The organism is Paenibacillus sp. FSL H7-0703 (assembly GCF_038003485.1).
GTDB lineage: Bacteria > Bacillota > Bacilli > Paenibacillales > Paenibacillaceae > Paenibacillus > Paenibacillus polymyxa_B.
Window position 1 is genome coordinate 4,931,897 of the sequence record NZ_JBBOPF010000001.1, and the last position, 17,783, is coordinate 4,949,679.

Annotated in this window: 12 protein-coding genes; 7 read left to right on the forward strand and 5 right to left on the reverse strand. The window is 46.7% G+C overall.

Going from position 1 to position 17,783, the window contains the following annotated elements; all coding sequences use genetic code 11:
* Window positions 1-98: 98 nt before the first annotated feature.
* The 3 genes from MHB46_RS22205 to MHB46_RS22215 all read right to left on the reverse strand — a co-directional run bounded on the left by MHB46_RS22205 (window position 99) and on the right by MHB46_RS22215 (window position 4,253).
* Window positions 99-1,253, reverse strand: coding sequence for an MFS transporter (locus MHB46_RS22205; protein WP_341163439.1), 1,155 nt, complete (start codon window positions 1,251-1,253; stop codon window positions 99-101).
* 260 nt (window positions 1,254-1,513) lie between these two features.
* Window positions 1,514-2,794, reverse strand: a complete 1,281-nt coding sequence (locus MHB46_RS22210) for an AAA family ATPase (protein WP_250239969.1) — start codon at window positions 2,792-2,794, stop codon at window positions 1,514-1,516.
* Window position 2,795: 1 nt separating this feature from the next.
* Window positions 2,796-4,253 (reverse strand): RtcB family protein, encoded by a 1,458-nt coding sequence (locus MHB46_RS22215; RefSeq protein WP_341163440.1) that lies wholly within the window; start codon window positions 4,251-4,253, stop codon window positions 2,796-2,798.
* Window positions 4,254-4,797: 544 nt separating this feature from the next.
* Here MHB46_RS22215 and MHB46_RS22220 point away from each other — a divergent pair.
* The 5 genes from MHB46_RS22220 (at window position 4,798) to lpdD (ending at window position 15,814) form a co-directional block, all read left to right on the forward strand.
* Window positions 4,798-5,127, forward strand: coding sequence for an ArsR/SmtB family transcription factor (locus tag MHB46_RS22220; protein WP_013311437.1), 330 nt, complete (start codon window positions 4,798-4,800; stop codon window positions 5,125-5,127).
* A 29-nt stretch (window positions 5,128-5,156) separates the two neighbouring features.
* The gene (locus tag MHB46_RS22225; RefSeq protein WP_341163441.1) at window positions 5,157-6,938 is read left to right on the forward strand and encodes a SulP family inorganic anion transporter; all 1,782 of its coding nucleotides are present in this window, start codon (window positions 5,157-5,159) and stop codon (window positions 6,936-6,938) included.
* A gap of 520 nt (window positions 6,939-7,458) precedes the next feature.
* The gene (locus MHB46_RS22230; RefSeq protein ID WP_341163442.1) at window positions 7,459-9,084 is read left to right on the forward strand and encodes a S8 family serine peptidase; all 1,626 of its coding nucleotides are present in this window, start codon (window positions 7,459-7,461) and stop codon (window positions 9,082-9,084) included.
* Window positions 9,085-9,650: 566 nt separating this feature from the next.
* A complete protein-coding gene (locus MHB46_RS22235) occupies window positions 9,651-15,164 on the forward strand; it encodes a S8 family serine peptidase (RefSeq protein WP_341163443.1) in 5,514 nt (1,837 codons plus the stop codon).
* A 302-nt stretch (window positions 15,165-15,466) separates the two neighbouring features.
* Window positions 15,467-15,814: a prenylated flavin chaperone LpdD gene (gene lpdD, locus MHB46_RS22240; RefSeq protein ID WP_341163444.1), complete on the forward strand. Its 348-nt coding sequence runs from the start codon at window positions 15,467-15,469 to the stop codon at window positions 15,812-15,814.
* Window positions 15,815-15,825: 11 nt separating this feature from the next.
* Here lpdD and MHB46_RS22245 read toward each other — a convergent pair whose 3' ends face one another.
* Window positions 15,826-16,413 carry a hypothetical protein gene (locus tag MHB46_RS22245; protein WP_069080313.1) on the reverse strand — a complete coding sequence of 196 codons (588 nt, stop codon included), beginning with the start codon at window positions 16,411-16,413 and terminating at the stop codon, window positions 15,826-15,828.
* A gap of 223 nt (window positions 16,414-16,636) precedes the next feature.
* Here MHB46_RS22245 and MHB46_RS22250 point away from each other — a divergent pair, with 223 nt between their 5' ends.
* Both MHB46_RS22250 and MHB46_RS22255 read left to right on the forward strand, forming a co-directional pair.
* Complete coding sequence (locus tag MHB46_RS22250; RefSeq protein ID WP_165178651.1) at window positions 16,637-17,008, forward strand: DUF4190 domain-containing protein; 372 nt, start codon at window positions 16,637-16,639, stop codon at window positions 17,006-17,008.
* Between the two features lie 93 nt (window positions 17,009-17,101).
* On the forward strand, window positions 17,102-17,341 hold the full coding sequence (locus MHB46_RS22255; protein WP_165178650.1) for a hypothetical protein: 240 nt from the start codon (window positions 17,102-17,104) through the stop codon (window positions 17,339-17,341).
* A 155-nt stretch (window positions 17,342-17,496) separates the two neighbouring features.
* On the opposite strand, the gene MHB46_RS22260 is transcribed toward MHB46_RS22255, so the two are convergent.
* Window positions 17,497-17,649: a DUF1540 domain-containing protein gene (locus MHB46_RS22260; RefSeq protein WP_013311427.1), complete on the reverse strand. Its 153-nt coding sequence runs from the start codon at window positions 17,647-17,649 to the stop codon at window positions 17,497-17,499.
* Between the last annotated feature and the right edge of the window lie 134 nt (window positions 17,650-17,783).

Sequence of the window (17,783 nt, forward strand, 5' to 3'; positions counted from 1 at the left end):
ATATAAGCGATTAGACTGAATAAAAAGGCAGCTACAGGCGGGCGTTGAAAAATAAGCCCCACACCCGTAGCTGCCTTTTACTCATCAGTTGTCCTCTTTTATTTCATTTTTAATGTAAGTAAAAAAGTACCCAATAGAATACAACAGCCTGCTATGAATGGTGCGAACATATTTGTATCAAATAAAAATCCCGCTAGAGTGGGGCCGACAATATTCCCGACACTCATATAGGCATTATTCATACCAGCTACATATCCTTGCTCATTCCCTGCCATCTTCGATAATTGTGTATTAAGAGCTGGACGAAGCATAGCGGTAGCAAAGAAAATAAGGGAAGTGAGAAGGAAGATACTCCAAAAATCTATGGTGAAGAGAAACAAAATATAAGCAGCTGAGGTGAAAAGAAGCGAACCTTTGATCACCCTTTGTTCACCAAACTTATTAATTATTTTAGCAACAACTAGTGCTTGCATACCGACTCCGATCACAGCACCTGCGGTTAGAATAATTGAAATATCTTGCGGCGAGAATTGGAAGCGGTTCGTTACATATAAACCAAGAACAGATTCAAAATTAGCAAGCCCAAAGGTCATCACCAGGACAAGTACAAAGAGCATCGCATACTTTGACTTTAACGATCTCACATATTGCTTGTACATAGATTCCTTCCGAGTAATTCTTGCCCGAGCTGCCTTCATTTGTTCTTTCGACAAACTTTCAGGTAAACAAATCATTGAAAAAATAACTGCAATAATAGCCGCACCCGTTGCTATATACAGTGGCACTCTCGTTCCATATCCTGCAAGAAGACCACCAAGTCCAGGACCGATGACAAATCCGAATGACATGGCTGCGGCTAGCAGGCTATTTCCTTTGGCTCGTTCTTCGGTTGTTGTAATATCCGCCACATATGCCATCATGGGCGGAATAATCAGGGCTGCTGCCATTCCTTCCAGAAGTCTTGAGGTATACAGCATCCATAACTCATCTCCGATAGCAAAGATAAATTTAGCTACAGCAAAAATAATGCCACCTACGACGATGAATGCTTTTCTCCCATATCGATCAGACAGTTGCCCAGTCATTGGAGAGAGCAGGAATTGTGTCACTCCATAGGCTGCTACCAATAAACCGATCGCCCGCCCACTGGCACCAAATTCAATGATCAGTTCTGGCAGGATGGGGGTAATTAAACCAACGCCCACCATAACGATGAAGATATTAATCATTAGGATTCCAAGTATTCTTTTCATGCAAAAAACCTCCTGATCCATTGGTTTCTGGATAGGAGGTAGACGTACGAACAAGAAGATACACTGCTCCCGTCAAAGAAGCAATGCGCTTATTGTTAATACCCAAAGCCTACACTAATCCTATCCAGAAAATTCGTAAAATTACGATTTTTTCTTTGGTGGAATAGGATTAGTAGATCATTGGCTTAAGGTCACCCTTTCGATACTTTATTGTTTATCAACATAACATAAATTTCTTTATAAGGCAATGAAAGGATAAATCAGAAGAACCCAACACGTCCTTCGGCCACATTTTTTAACCAGTCCTGCTTACGGCTCTTATCGAGCTCGCCTCGCATACCTTTAATAATCAGCTCAATATCGGCTTTTCCCTGCTCATGCCACTCCAGAGCAGTGCTGACATACAGTTCTCCGAGCTGTGCCAGCGAAAACCCGTCAGTCATGGCTGCCGCCTTCTGTGTACCTGTTTCCCCTGCAAAAACAAGGAAGTTGCGCAGCTTGAGATATGCCAGTCGCAGCGCTTCGTCAGGCAAACTGATTTCATAGGCCCGATCGAAACGCCCTGCCCGGTTCATCAGACCCGGGTCGATTTTTTCGGGATAATTGGTCGTTCCGATTAGGAAGATGCCCTCCTTGGATGTAGCACCGTCGAGGGTATTCAGGAAAAAGGAACGCACCTCCTGAGGCATGGAATCAATGTCCTCAATGACTAGCACCATTGGAGCCAGGCGAGTAGCCGCCTCGAACACCTCTTTGACCGATTCACTGGTTGTATACTCCGTAATTTGCCAGTAGGCTGCCGGGCCCGGTACACTGCTGGCAATAGATTTTACAAGTGTTGTTTTACCGTTGCCCGGATGGCCATATAGCAAAATACCACGCTTATAAGGAATGTTATAAGTCTGATAGAAGGTACGATCCGCTTCAAAAAACTGATCAAGTGATCGGAAAATATCCCGTTTGATTTCCGCTTTCAAAATCACGTCATCCCGCGTAATTGCGCGGGTTATCGGCTCTGCCTGCCGAGAAAGTCCACGGCTTGTGTCGGTAAAAACGGTGACACGCTTCATATTCTGCTTACGTTCACGACCGCGTACTCCCGCGAGGAAGCCTTGCAGCTCCTGGTCGCCTATCGCAAATACGTAATCTTCATTGTACACGCCATTCTCACGGAAAAAGGGAACTCGCGCCAGCGCGATGCCCCACTTGGGGTAGGCGAATACATTATTACGCATCGACAGATGCACGCCGTATTCAGGAGTCGGTCCGTCATCGTCATACTGGATGGTGCGTTCCTCCAAACGATCGAAGACTCGTGCCACATGCTCCAGATCGGGACTGCCTGAACGAATGTCCTCCTCCAGCAGATCCCAATACTCAATATTGGGATCATCGCTGGCATACAGCACGTATTTTACGCCGTAGCGGTTATAGAGTGCTTCACTGATACCGTCGATCAGACGGGCATAAGCGGCATAACCGGTAATGCGTCCATCTGTACGTTCATCAAATTCGTAAATAGCTGGGATGTCTATACTCAAATTATTTGGCTCCTTTCAGGGCGGCTAGCGGCTTGCATTTGGCTACAACTGCTGCGAGTCCTGCCCCGGTGACACTTTCGATAATATCATCTACATTTTTGTAGGCTTGCGGAGATTCGTCGATAATGCTTTCCAGTGATGCCTGATTGACCACAATTTCATCGTCTGTCCCTACACCCAGGGCCCCTGCAAAATCCTCCACACTGACGAGTCGTTTGGTCGCAGAACGCGAACGAATCCGGCCTGCTCCATGGCAAATGGAGTAGAAGTTATCCTGACCGCCCGGTAAACCTACCATAATATAAGAGGCTGTCCCCATAGAGCCGGGGATCAGGGCTGGATGCCCTGTCGCCTGATAAGGCCGCGGATTGTCGGGGTGTCCTGCTGGAAGAGCACGCGTAGCACCTTTACGATGCACAAACACGCTGCCGTGATCCGGATGGGATTCCTCCCAAGCATAATTGTGCATTAGATCGTACAAAGTACGCAACTCGCACTTTGTACCAAAGACATCGCGGAAGGCTTCACGCACGGAGTATGCGATGAGATGTCGGTTCACCACAGCATAATTCAGCGCCGAATACATCATATCGACATAATGTGCAGCCTCGGGATGGTCCAGCGGTGCGAATACTAGTCTTGGGTCGGAGGTACCGAGCCCGAGACGGCTCATTGCCTTGGCAATGGCAGATGAGCTGGCCTGGCTGACTGCTCCACCCCAAGCCCGTGATCCCGAATGAATCATCACAGCCACCTGACCGTCGAACATCCCCCAAGCTTCAGCTGTTTCGCGGTTTTCCTCCGCGATTTCAATCGCCTGAATTTCAACGAAGTGATTGCCTCCACCCAGCGTGCCGAGCTGTCGGTGAGCCCGATGCCATGTACGATCTTCGACAAGATTCAGCACCTCCTCGTCAAAGGAGAACTTACTGTGCTCTACATGGGTGAGTGAGGTGGATTTCTTAGGAGTGTAGCTGTCCGGAATATATTTGTTGGGTAAGCCGTGCAGACCCTTGCGTACAATATGCTCCAGTCGGATATCCGAATAATGCCCGCGCTGGTGGGCTTCCATGGGCAAGTATTTGTCAATGGTTTTGACCAGCTTACGGCGCAGCTTGGTTTCCTTCAAAGCATCCTTGTGCAGATTGGTCAGGTGTACGCGCATGCCGCAGCCAATATCACTGCCAACGATGGAGGGAGATACATAGCCGTCCTCCATTCCCCATACAGCAGTCGTACCGATGCAGGTTCCGACGCCTACATGTACATCTGGTGTGTATCCCATATAGCGGATACCCGGAATTTGTAAATTGTTATTAGCCATCTCGAACACCTTGTAATCTAGTGAGGAGAAAAGTTGCTGAGAAGCATATACGGTCAGATCACCTGCCGGAAGCTTCATCAGATGGCTGTATGGTCCTTCATGCAAGGACGAGTCGGTTGTATGTTGTATATTCATATAAATGGGTAGTTCCCTTCTTCAAGTAAATTCATAAATACTTGCATAAAAGATTAAAAAAACAAAAAAAACCGCAGACTTGTCGTCTACGGCTTCCTGCACCGAAAGTGTCATTACATTTTATGATCAACACATCATAAATACGTAAAATAACCTGTTCTTCCAATAGCATAAAAAAATAAAAAAGCCTGGCTAATCACGCCGTCAGACAGCGTGATATCACCCATCATGTCGCCCGAACGGGGCCGATGAGACGAAAACTCAAATATGTGGTTGTATCATGCTGTCTGTCTGTCGTTATCATGTAAAGCTCAGTCATGTCTGTCGGCCCCCTTTTCTTAAAGTTAATTGCTATGTTAATGGAAACCTGTGGAAGCTGTCAACCCTGAAAGATAGAAGTGTGGGAGAATGTGCCTTTACTCATGGTGAAGTGTGAGTAACATCATAGTTCAATTGGCCCAAAGCTGTTATTGTACTGAATATTCAAATATTCAGATATTGTTGATCGTTTATAGGACAATTCTGTGAGGGGGACGGAGCAGGCGTGGAAGGAGATCTCCAGAAGTTTAAGGCCGACTTTTTCAAAGCATTGGCTCACCCTCTGCGCATCCGCATTTTGGAGGTGCTGAGTGAAGGAGAACGGAATGTGAACGAGCTGCAGACTGCGCTAGGTTCCGAAGGTTCTGCCGTATCGCAGCAATTGGCCGTTTTACGGGCCAAAAATTTGGTGAACAGCTTCAAGGAAGGTACATCGGTTGTGTATTCACTACGTGATCCGCTTTTGACGGAGCTGCTTGCGGTGGCGCGGCGGATTTTTGACAATCATTTGGTCGAAGCGATCTCGTTGCTGGAAGGTATACGTAACGAGAAGTAATGCTATTACAGAAAAGAAGGGTTACAGGAATGAAGTGGATAGGAAGGTTCGAAGGCTATAACGCAGGGGCTTTGCGAAAGGATCTCATTTCCGGAAGTATTGTAGCGATTGTGGCGATTCCGCTCGGTATGGCGTTTGCTATTGCATCGGGAGTAAAGCCGGAATATGGGCTGTATACGACCATTGTTGCGGGAATTTTGGTTTCGCTGTTGGGAGGGTCCAAATTCCAGATCGGAGGACCTACAGGTGCATTTATTCCGATTTTGCTGGCTATTGTCATGCAATACGGTTATGAGAACTTACTCATAGCCGGTTTTATGGCGGGCATTATGCTCATTTTAATGGGTGTGCTAAGGCTGGGGGCACTGATTAAGTTTATTCCCAAGCCAGTAACAATTGGCTTTACGGCCGGAATTGCCGTGACGATATTCAGTGGTCAGATTGCTAACTTTCTCGGCTTGCGCGGGGTAGAGCGGCATGAAACTTTTCTGCCTTCCATGGCAGAGCTCATCCATCGACTTCCTTCACTGAATGTATATAGTATCCTGACGGCTTGTATCTGTCTTGCCGCGCTTATTTTGGTGCCTAAAAAATGGCCCAAGATACCCGGCTCACTGGTTGGTCTACTCTTGTCAACACTGGTGGCAGCTTTACTTTTTCCAGGGCAGGTGGCTACGATTGGCTCTGCGTATGGCGCAATTCCAGCATCTTTGCCTGAGCTACATATTCCTGCGATGACGTGGGATTTGATCGTGAAACTCTTGCCGCCAGCACTTGTTATTGCAATGCTGGGAGCTATTGAATCTTTGCTTTCAGCGGTGGTAGCTGACGGTATGACGGGAGCCCGGCATAACAGCAATCGTGAACTGGTTGGACAAGGGATAGCTAATTTGCTGACACCGCTGTTCGGTGGCATTCCTGCGACAGGTGCAATTGCCCGCACCGCCACAAATATCCGTAACGGTGCTGTTTCTCCTATGTCAGGCATCGTACATGGGTTCGTGGTGCTCCTCATCCTGGTGCTTTTCGCACCTTATGCGTCTAACATTCCGTTGGCCAGTATGGCTCCGGTGCTGATGGTAGTAGCTTGGAATATGAGTGAGCGCAAGCATTTTGCGCACATTCTCAAAACGCGGACAGCGGATTCTATTGTGCTGGTTGTCACCTTTTTGCTGACAGTTTTTACGACGCTGACAACGGCTGTGGAGGTAGGTTTAATTCTGGCAGTTGTATTGTTTGTTAAACGTATGAGCAGTACACTTTCAGTAGATAAGGTACTTCCTGATCCTTCTGTAAAACATGAAAAAGTAGGCGCCCATATGGTCACAGATCAGCATGATTGTCCACAGGTGGCTATTTACAATGTGGAAGGCCCTTTATTTTTCGGTGCAGCCTCGGTATTGGAAAACTCTGGTGTGGGAGGTCGGACTGACCACCTACAAGGGATTTTGTTGTTGCGTATGGGGAAGGTCCCTTTTATGGATATGACGGGAGAAGGTAACTTTACCGCATTAATTCAGAAATACCGGAAGTCTGGCGGGACGGTGCTTGTTTCCGGACTCCAGCCTCAACCGCTGGCATTACTACAGAAAACCGGATGCTACGACATGATTGGACAAAAGCATTTTTTCGAACATACAGGAGAGGCCCTGACGGCTGCCCTTGCGCTGGTGAATCAGGATCATTGCTGTGGATGCAGGCAAATGGCTTTCCGAGAATGTACGAGTCTGTGCCGCAGATCGCAGCAAACCAAATCTTCCTTTCCAGATGGAGCCGTTTCGGTTCCCATACCTGTAAATAGCGGCAGATAACACTCTTTTAAATTTGTTGCTGAATGCCGAAAAATCTCTTCTAATCCCCGAAACCAAGTGCACAATGAAGACTTGCATTTGCTTCGAAAATGGAAGAGATTTTTCTCTTCTTAAAGAAAAAAAGGAATAAAACTCAAAAAAAATGCTTGAATATCTGATTTTATGACACTATACTAGATTCAAAAGATACCATATGTTTCATTCTTTTGTTTTAAATTGTATTTTAATACTTGCTTATCAACCTCCTCGATCACTTCTAGTTTCTTACCCTACCTTTTTCTTCATTTTTTTCACTTACTATTTTCAAACTTGTTCACCTGTTTCTACCCGATGCTTGTTCTTTGCGGTCTGCACCAAGGATTGTTCACCTCAGAATGATGACCTATGGATTTCACCCCAGCGGAATCTATATTTTTTAAAGGAGGTGAGTACCAGAGGCTATTTTGTGAGCTTTTGACGTAGCTGCCTGGAAGGTTGTCCTTGAGAATTAAAAAAACCAAGTAAAGGGAGGTGAAAAGTATTGATTAAGTCGAAAAATATCAAAAAGACGCTGTCGGTCAGTTTTACCGCTCTTCTTGCTTTTTCTCTGATTTCTCCGGTATATGGTGATTCCAGCACAACCACCTCAGCAGGAGCATCGACGATTTCCGCCAAGGTTTCTGCCAAGCTGAACCAACAATTCAGTGCCAGTGAGTATGTCACCTATCTGGTTAAATTAAAAGATCAGGTGGATACGGAGTCAGTTGCCAAGCATGCTTTCCAAAAGGCCTCTGCAGAGCAAATTTCACCCGCTGCTACTAAGCTTTCTGTACGTACAACGGTTGTGAACTCTCTCATGGATACAGCAGAAAAAACGCAACAATCCGTGGAGGAATACTTAAAGAAGGAAGTCAATAACGGAAACGTCAAAAAGTACAAGAGTTACTTTATCGTGAACGCATTTGCGGTAACCAGCACCAAAGAGGTCATGGATAATCTCGCCACACTTCCTGAGATCGACAAAATTTTACCGGATGAAAAGCGGGAACTGCAAAAGGTAGAAATAGATAAGGATGCCCAGCCCGTAGTTGAGGAATCTACAGCTGACCAAGCAGTTGCAGATCAAGCCGCTGTAGATACGGCTGTGACGGAAGAGAATGCGCAAAAATCAGTGGAAGAATCCGTGTATAAGGATGCGGTAACGCCAAGCCGTGTCGAGTGGAATATCTCTAAAATCAAAGCACCACAGGTTTGGGCCAAAGGCATTGACGGCAAAGGCATTGTTGTCGCCAATCTGGATACAGGCGTTGAATATACTCACCCGGCGTTGAAAAGAAAATGGCGTGGTCTGAATGCTTCCGGTCAGGTCGTTAATCCAGAACTGAGCTGGTATGATGCGGTTGATGGAGCATCGCTGCCGACTGATTCAAATGGACATGGTACACATACAATGGGTACGAGCGTTGGCTCGGACAGCAACGGTACGAATGAAATCGGTGTTGCCCCTGGCGCCAAATGGATTGCGGTTCGAGTATTCAATCCAGATACGACCGACTCCATCTTACTGGACGGTGGACAGTGGATTCTTGCTCCTGTAGATAAAAACGGTAAAAAGCACCCTGAGCTTGCACCGGATGTGGTGAATAACTCTTGGGGCGGTGGACCTGGCCTGGATGAATGGTATCGACCAGTCACCAAGGCGTGGAGAGCGGCTCAGATTTTCCCTGAGTTCTCCGCAGGCAACACAACATTGTCCAATCCGGGCGGACCTGGGTCTGTAGCCAATCCGGCAAATCTGCCGGAAGCCTATGCGACAGGAGCCACCGACGTTAACAACAAGCTGGCCAGCTTCTCGCTGCGCGGTCCTTCTCCTTATGGCGAAGTGAAGCCTGAAATCTCGGCTCCTGGTGTCAACATCCGTTCTTCTGTACCGGGCGGAGTGTATGAGGGGGGATGGAACGGTACCTCCATGGCAGGCCCGCATACTGCTGGATTAGCAGCATTACTGCTTCAGGCCAAACCATCTTTGACTGTGGATCAACTGGAGGATGTTATTTCAAAAACAGCGACACCGCTGACAGACAGCCAGTATCGGACTTCACCGAACAATGGTTACGGATATGGTCTGATCGACGCGCTTGCTGCGGTGAACTCCGTACTTAAGTGAGGATTTTGCAAAAATCCCATAAGCGACTTCCAATGAACAAGATATAGAGCGAAAGATAGGATTAAGAAAGACCCCCAAAATCCCTTTGAGCGGCTCGTACAGAGATTGCATACACCTGTTAACCGTGTAATGCACTATTACGTAGCCGCAAAAAAGGGGTTTTCGTACATAAAAGAATATAAAAGTCATAGAATTTCAAGAAAAATGCAAAAAAATGACTTGTATATCTGTTTTGATAACTTTATACTATTCCATAATATATGATTATATATCAATTTTTAATATAAACTGTAATGATATAACATGTTTTTCTTCGAAGTTCTCCTGCTTTTTCTCCTTGGTTTCTACTGAATTTCATCGCTTCCTATTGGAATTGTAAACTTACCTATGAAGTACCACCACCTATGAACAGCCAAATATTTTTATGCCTCTATATTCTATGAAGGAGGTGGTCGCCAACCATATCGTGTTGCGCAACCCGTGTGTTTGATGTGTAAGGTATGAGGTCTTACTCTGTACAGGTTATTCCAGAAACATTAAACCTAGTAAAAGGAGTGGAGAAGTAATTGATTAAACCTAAACGATTCAAGAAACCACTATCTATCGGACTATCTTTGCTAATGGCCTTTTCCTTTGTTCAACCTGCTTTGGCGAATAACACACCGGATGGCTCCAAGTTGGAGCTGAAATCCGCCTCGCACAAGGTCACGACCGCGAAGGTATCCCCGAAACTGACCAAACAGTTTGAGGAAAATAACTATGTTACCTATCTGGTCAAATTAAAAGAACAGGTAGACACCAACAAGGTTTCTAAAAATGCACTCCAAAAGGCCTCACTTGAGAAAATAACACCTTCCGCTGCAAAAATGGCTGCGCGCAGCCATGTGATCAGTTCTCTGCGTGAAACGGCTTCAAGAACCCAATATGGGCTTGAAAATTATTTGGATAAGCAATCAGAGAGCGGCGGAGTGAAGGAATATAAAAGCTTTTTTATTGTGAATGCATTGGCTGTAACAAGCACCAAGGAGGTGCTGGATCATATTTCGCAGTTGCCTGAGGTCGATAAAGTCTTGCCGAATGAAACGCGTTATCTGCAAAAGGTGACGGTTGACAAGCAAGCAGAGGGAGCAAATGCCAAAACGGCTGAAACAGCTGAAACAGCCACAGCAGCAACGGCAAAGTCTGCAACGGTAGAGAAGGCTGTAGAGCTGGAGAAGGACGATGGCAAAACATCGGCTAAGCCTGGCAATGCAGGTAAGAACGCTGTAGACCCATCTACGGTGGAATGGAACATATCCCATATTAACGCACCACAAGTGTGGGAAAAGGGAATTGACGGAACCGGAATCGTGGTTGCCAATCTGGATACAGGTGTAGATTATACACATCCGGCCCTTCATCGTAAATGGCGGGGTTTGGACGCGGCAGGCAATGTCGTGAATCCCGAGCTGAGCTGGTACGATCCGCATAGTCATGCGACGCTTCCGGTCGATCAGGAAGACGATTCCCATGGTACACATACGATGGGCACGATGGTCGGCTCTGAGGAAAACGGAACGAACCGAGTTGGCGTTGCTCCTGGTGCGAAGTGGATTGCGGTTCGGATTTTTAATCCGGAAACGACGGATGCAATTATACTGGATGGCGGTCAATGGCTGCTTGCGCCAAAAGATGCCCAAGGGAATCTTCATCCCGAGCTTGCTCCAGACGTAGTGAACAACTCGTGGGGAGGTGGACCGGGTCTTGATGAATGGTTCCGGCCTGTGGTTCAGGCATGGCGGGATGCTCAAATCTTCCCCGAATTCTCCGCAGGTAATACCTCTCTTTCCAATCCGGGCGGACCTGCCTCGGTAGCCAATCCGGCAAACTATCCGGAATCCTTCGCTACTGGAGCCACGGATAGCAATGATAATCTGGCCAGCTTCTCATTGTTAGGACCATCACCCTATGGTGAGGTGAAGCCAGAAGTTTCCGCACCGGGTGTTAATATCCGGTCATCTGTCGCTGGTGGCGCCTATAAAGGCGGGTATAACGGTACTTCCATGGCGGGACCTCATGTTGCGGGCCTTGCAGCTCTGTTGCTGCAAGCGAATCATTCGCTTACCGTAGATCAGCTTGAGGAAATTTTGATGAACACAGCTACACCGCGCACGGACAGCACATATCCTACTTCGCCAAATAATGGCTACGGACATGGTGTTATTAATGCGCTGGATGCAGTCGGTTCGGTCATGCAAGGTCTGGGCTCCGTGTCTGGTAAAGTTGTAACGGGGGGCGACGATCTGGAAGCACCTGTTCTCGAGCATACACCGCCCGCAGCGGCATTCGAGGGTATTGATATACCTCTGACTGCTCATGTAACGGATGATGTCGGCGTGACAGCCGTTGAGGCATTTGCCAAAACAGCAGGTACGTCAAACTATGTATATATTCCGTTAGAACGGACCTCCGGCGACAGCAAAGATGGTACATATCAAGCGTCTATCCCGACTTTTTTGGTGGACAGCGCTGGTCTGGAATACTATATTCGTGTAAATGATTATGGTAATAATGGATTTGAAACTGAAGTATACAAGGTTAAAATCTCAAAAGGCGTAAAACCAGGCTACACACAAGACTTCGAAAAAGACATTGCCGGTATTAATATCGGTGGACAGGGCAGTGTTTGGAAATGGGGAACTCCGACAAGCGGCCCTAAAAACGCACATTCGGGTACAAAGGTCATCGCAACTAATCTCGAAGGCCAATATCAGGCCAACTCCAACAGTTATTTTATGGCCCCTCCGATTGATCTGACCGAGAGCTCAAAAGGGGCACTGGTCAGCTTCAAGCATTGGTACGATCTTGAAAACAATTCTGATTTCGGCAAAGTGTACGTAGCAACCACAAACAATCAGAATGCGTTTGAGCAGGTATTATCGTTTACCGGCACCAGCAACGGCTGGAAAACACAATATCTTGATTTGCGGGCATTCGCGGGTCAAAAGGTATACCTCCTGTTCAACTTTACGAGTGACAATACGGTTGTGAAGGATGGCTGGTATATTGACGATCTGTCGATTCAGGAGCCAGACACCGTTGCACCTGCTGCGCCGAGCAATTTGACTGCTGAAGCAGATACTGTGGGCAACGTTACACTAGCATGGAATGCTTCCTCCGATGAGGATGTAAAGCAGTACAAGGTGTATCGTTCTACCCAATCAGGCAAAAATTATACTTCCATCGGTACAACCTCAGCACTGACACTCACAGATACCATCACGGTCGGTGGAGCAACCTATCATTATGCAGTGGCGGCTGAGGATTATAGTGGCAATGAAGGAATCAAGTCGAATGAGGCTTCTCTGAGAGTAGACGTGCCGGATACGCTGTATAGCGATCATTTTGACGGCAGCTCGGATAATGGCTGGACTCATTCCGGTACCAAGGATGAGTGGGAACGTGGCATTCCGAAGGAAGTAGGACCAGAGAGCGCAGTGTCCAGACCGAATGTGTGGGCAACCGATCTTGATAGCAATTATGAGAACGGAGCTGAATTTTCGCTGGTTTCTCCAAAAATTAATTTGCAGGCTGTACGCAACGCAACACTGACCTTCAATCACTGGTTTGAAATTGAGGCCGGCTATGATTACGGTTATGTGGAAGTGTCCAAAAACAATGGCGACACGTGGAGCGAGCTGGGCAAGTTCTCTCACAACACGAACGGGAAAAAGTGGACTCCAGTTTATTACAATCTGGATAGCTACACCGGCAATGAGATTCAAATTCGCTTCCGTTTGAAATCGGATAACAGTGTGAACAAGAACGGCTGGTACATTGACGATTTCCGTGTGCTGGGCATTCCAGCTGCGACAGTGACCAAGGACATCGTACCTGAGTCGAATATCAAGCTGGAAAAAGCGGAAGAACAATTCCCGCTGTACAAAATTACAAGCACTGAAAAGAGTGAATTCCAGGAGAAAGTGAAGCCGGCAGAAACAACGGTGGATAGTGGACGTGTCGGGCTCGACAGTCTTCCAGCCAGCGCTACGGTTACGGTATTGGAAACCGGACGTTCGGTGAAAACGGATCCGACCACGGGCAAATACAGCTTCACCCATGTAGCGGGCGACTATACGCTGAAGGCTGAAGCCTATGGTTATGTGCCTCAAACGAAAGCAGTCACGATTGAGAATAACAAAGTCATCAGAGCAAACTTTAGTCTTCAGGCCGTACCTCACGGTACGATTCACGGGGTCATTACCGACAAGCAATCCGGTGAACCGATCCAAAAAGCGAAAGTGTTGGTGCTGGAGGATGCGCGTATTGCTCCGGTAGAGACGAATGAGGCTGGAGAATTTACGCTGGACGTGCTGGAAGGAACATACACATTGTCCATTTCAGCTGAGAATTATTATAGTGACAGTGTATCCGTTACTGCTCCTGCGAACGGTAGTGTGGAAGCGAATGTCACGTTGAAACCTTTCATCGGGTTCCAAGGAGGCATTGCCTACGATGACGGGACAGGAGAAAATGCTAGAGCCTTTAACGCGGCAGGCAATTCATGGGCAGTCAGAATGACGCCTGAGTCGGAAGTGGCTCAAGTGACAGGAGCATCGCTTTTGTTCTGGAACTCTGCCTTTCCGAATCCGGGAGGAACGGCATTCCAATATTCTATCTATGACGCCTCTGGTGCGGCAGGAGCACCTGGACGATTATTGGCTGGTCCATTCGACGGGACTGCCGTAAGGGATGAGACACAATGGACGACGGTGCAGCTTCCAGAGCCGGTAACGGTTCAAGGTGACTTCTACATCGTATATACACAGTCTGCTGTAGGCACACAGTCGCCGGGTCTTGCTACAGATGAGAGTGGCCCGAATGCACTTCGCAGCTGGCAAGGTGTAAGCGGAGCATGGAGCCAATCACCTGAGGAGGAAGGGAACTACATGATCCGGGCTATCGTCAGATATCCGGTAAATGCCCCAACGATTACAACTCCTACGAAGGCTACGTATACGCAGGAAGAGTCGATTACCGTAACAGGAACTTCCCCGGCAGAAGGAGCCGATATTCAGCTCTTTAACGGTAAGGAGCTGGCTGGCACAACGAAAGTGAAGGATCGTCAGTTCAGTTTGTCGGTTGATCTTCAGCCAGGTGCTAATCCGCTAAGTGTTCAAGCAGCGGTATACGGCAAATTAACGGATCGTTCCGAAACGGTAGTTGTGACGCTCGATCAGACTAAACCGGGTCTGATCCTGACTTCTCCTGATGAAGGAGCCCGTACGAACGCGGGTGTAGTTAGTGTTATCGGTACCGTGTACGACGAGTTCCTCACCGAATTGTCGATTAACGGTGAGCCCGCTGAATTTGGAAGTGATGGCAGCTTTAACAAGCGATTGCTTATCAACGAAGGCGAAAATCAAATTACGGTGACGGCCAAGGATCTTGCCGAAAACGAAACAACCGTTACGCGCTCGGTGTATGTCGATACAGCTCTGCCGAAGCTTGAAAACATTAGCCCTGCTGAGGATGTGCGTATTACTCCAGGGCAGCCGGTACGAGTATCCTTTGACAGTGCATCCGGTTTGGAGGCGTCCTTTCATGTGGAGCTGCCTTTCAACCTGTCCACTTTGGGCCGCAACGATATTCCATTAAATGAAACTTCGTCAGGCCACTATGAAGGTACTTATTTCACTTCATCTTCTCTGAACCTGGAAGGCGGAGTCATCGTGATCCGGGTAAGGGATGCAGCGGGAAATGAAGTGGAGACGGAGGCGCCGGGAAAATTGTATGTAACCAATGGTGGAGGACAGAACCCTGATCCGAATCCACCTACATCCAATGAAAAGCCAGTAGCCATTATTCAGGCTAATGAATCAGCTAAGAAGAACAAAAATGTACAATTTAACGCCAAAGCTTCCCGTGATGTAGATGGTGAAATCGTCAGCTACAGCTGGAATTTTGGCGATGGCGATACGGCAGTCGGTTCCAAGGTGAAGCATAAATTCACCACAGCTGGAACGTATACCGTAGAGCTAACGGTGACGGATAATGACGGCGCAAGTGGTAAGACTGTGCATACGATCACGATCCGTTAACAGCCAGTAGGAAAGGGAAGGCTTCTTTTAGAATAGCAATGAAGGCCCACAGCAAGCCACGGTTTATAGAGGCTGCTGTGGGCCATTTTTAATTGTCGAGCCGTTCAAGAAGCGATACAATGAGTAGAACTCTATAAAGTGAATCGTTTCACAATAGAGGATTTTGCAAAAATCCAATAAGCGATTTTCAATAAACGATATATAGATCGAAATGGTCTAGTTCGTCTATATATTGCACTTTGGAGCGACTGGAATCGAATTTTGCAAAATCCTGAATAAAATTTTTAGCAGGAGAGGATTATATGATTCATTTGCAAAAAGAAAACGGACGTATCCGTCTTGTGCTGGATGCCTATTTTATGGGGGAAGATATCATTGTACTCATTTCTGGCGGTGATCAGCCGCATTTGGGAACGATTACAGCAGGGGCCAGGCTCGAGCCGATTCAAACTGTGCAATTACAAAATCACAAGGAGTTTTATATTACCGAAGAAATTGCAGTTCGCTTGCGAAAAGAGTTTGCGGGCAATTTTGCCATTTGCTGCGGAGCACATTTGGATCATGCAACCAAGGACGAAATCAGAGTGCTGACAGATATGGCTATACAACTGGGAAAAGAGCTCATTGGAAAACTCAAGCAAGAACGCTAGTAGCGACCTTTTTAAGTGAACTCCCGAAAGAGCAGATTGCGATAGGGATACTTGCTAAAGGGATACTTAAAAAGTAAGGCAAAGCCATCATCCTCAATTTGTACGGATTTCAGCGCAGAGGATGGAATCAAACTACGGATCATGACATGAACTGCACGCTGGTCTTGTCTGTTGATTGCTTTGGCTAAGGCAGAAGCAAAACATGGATTGCGTGCCAATTCGCGATACAGTGGAAAAACGGCTTTTGCGATGGCGCGATGAACTCTCGGCTCAAACGTAAACTGCACAGTCCCGGGTGGAATCGTCGTTCCATTCGTATAATAGAGCATCGGTGGCTGAGCTAAAAAGGAAATAAAGTAGCCAATGCCATTCGTGCCTAAGCCTTGTTTGGCGGCAAATGGCGCTACTGAGCAGAGAAGGGATTTCATCCGATCCAAATTGCCCTGAACGACAGCTCGTGACCATTGGACGGCAAAAGCACGTCGGGTTGCAATAGCTTTGTAAAAGGGCAGCATGGCAGCGGATATTTTCCTAAGTGTATCTGCATTTAATCGTTTGTGAGGCGAGCCCTTTCTGCGGGATGTTGCACGATATAACATAGCTCCGACCTCCTTGGCAGGATGCTCTCATGGAGCGCAATTGATCTGTAACAGGTAAAATACTGTATGCCCGGTTACCTCAAAAAGTGCTAATATCGCTATGTTTCTTCTTTTTAACGTTCTAATTTAAAAAATTGAAATAAGTACTGTCCTGATTTGTAAGATTGTGGTACCCTAGAACTTATATAATTGCTATTTTACTTATTGGAGTTGAATTTAACGGATGAGTGATTTGTACAAGGAGCCTCGATCTTCCGATCCTTTTCAGGAGACGAACGATTATAACGCCCCATTTAACCCGCCCCCAGTAGTTCCACCTACGAATAGTAAAGCTGTTGCCTCGATGGTGCTCGGGATTTTATCTGTGGTCATTCCCTATATCGGGTTGATTATCGGAATTGTGGGTATTATTTTGTCCAGTCTTTCCCTGAAGGAAATTAACCGTCATGGCGAACAAGGCAGAGGTATGGCCATTGCTGGACTGGTATGTAGTATTATCGGTACACTGATTTATACACTGATCATCATTTTCTTGGTCATTGTTTTTGTTGTGGCAGCCTCCAGTGGCGATCCGGATATTTTTTCAGACATTTAATGAATTGAAGAATGCTTGAGTCAGACAAACCATTCACGATTTGACTATTGGATGTTATGATAAAAGGAGTCCAATGAAGGAGAGTGAAGCCGTATGGCACGTACTCAAACACAAAAAGCGCTGAGCAAGGCAAAACGCGCTGGAATCTATTGTGCGGCACAGAGCCGCAAAACGAATGGCCATTATGGCGAGATTTCACAGCACATACGAATGAAGCCGACCAAGCAAGAACAATTACAAAAGGTCAAGCACAAGAAGCGAATCGTTCAGAGCGACGCTTCTTTTTTTGTTTTTAGAGAGAACAGCAGGGTCCTTTTCGGCGTGGCTTTATAAAGTAGCAGAGAAATGATTGTATACAAGCGAATAGCATTTTTTCTGTACCGAAAAAGGACTTGATAATAATTATCATTCTTGTTAGAATATCATAAGAAAGAAGGAACCCGGGCATGGGCTCCTTCATTATAAAGCTTAGGCTTGAAATCAAAGATTTACTTGGCTTCGAAGGTTTTGCAGTCTGTTTCTTCGGATTTGTGAGTGTCTTCAGGTCTGTTGCTTACGATATAAATGGAGCTAGCGCTACATTTATTTTCTTGGGCCCAGTACGTACATGAATTGACTTCACACAGAACGTCTTTTGCCATGTTGTACACCTCCTTATATGGTTGTGATGGGCTGAGCAAATAGTATCACGGTCAGTCAAGGTAGGACTTGTCCAACTGTGTTTACCCTCTTGTCAGGAAGAGGGACTTTGCTATGCCTACTGGTACAATATCAA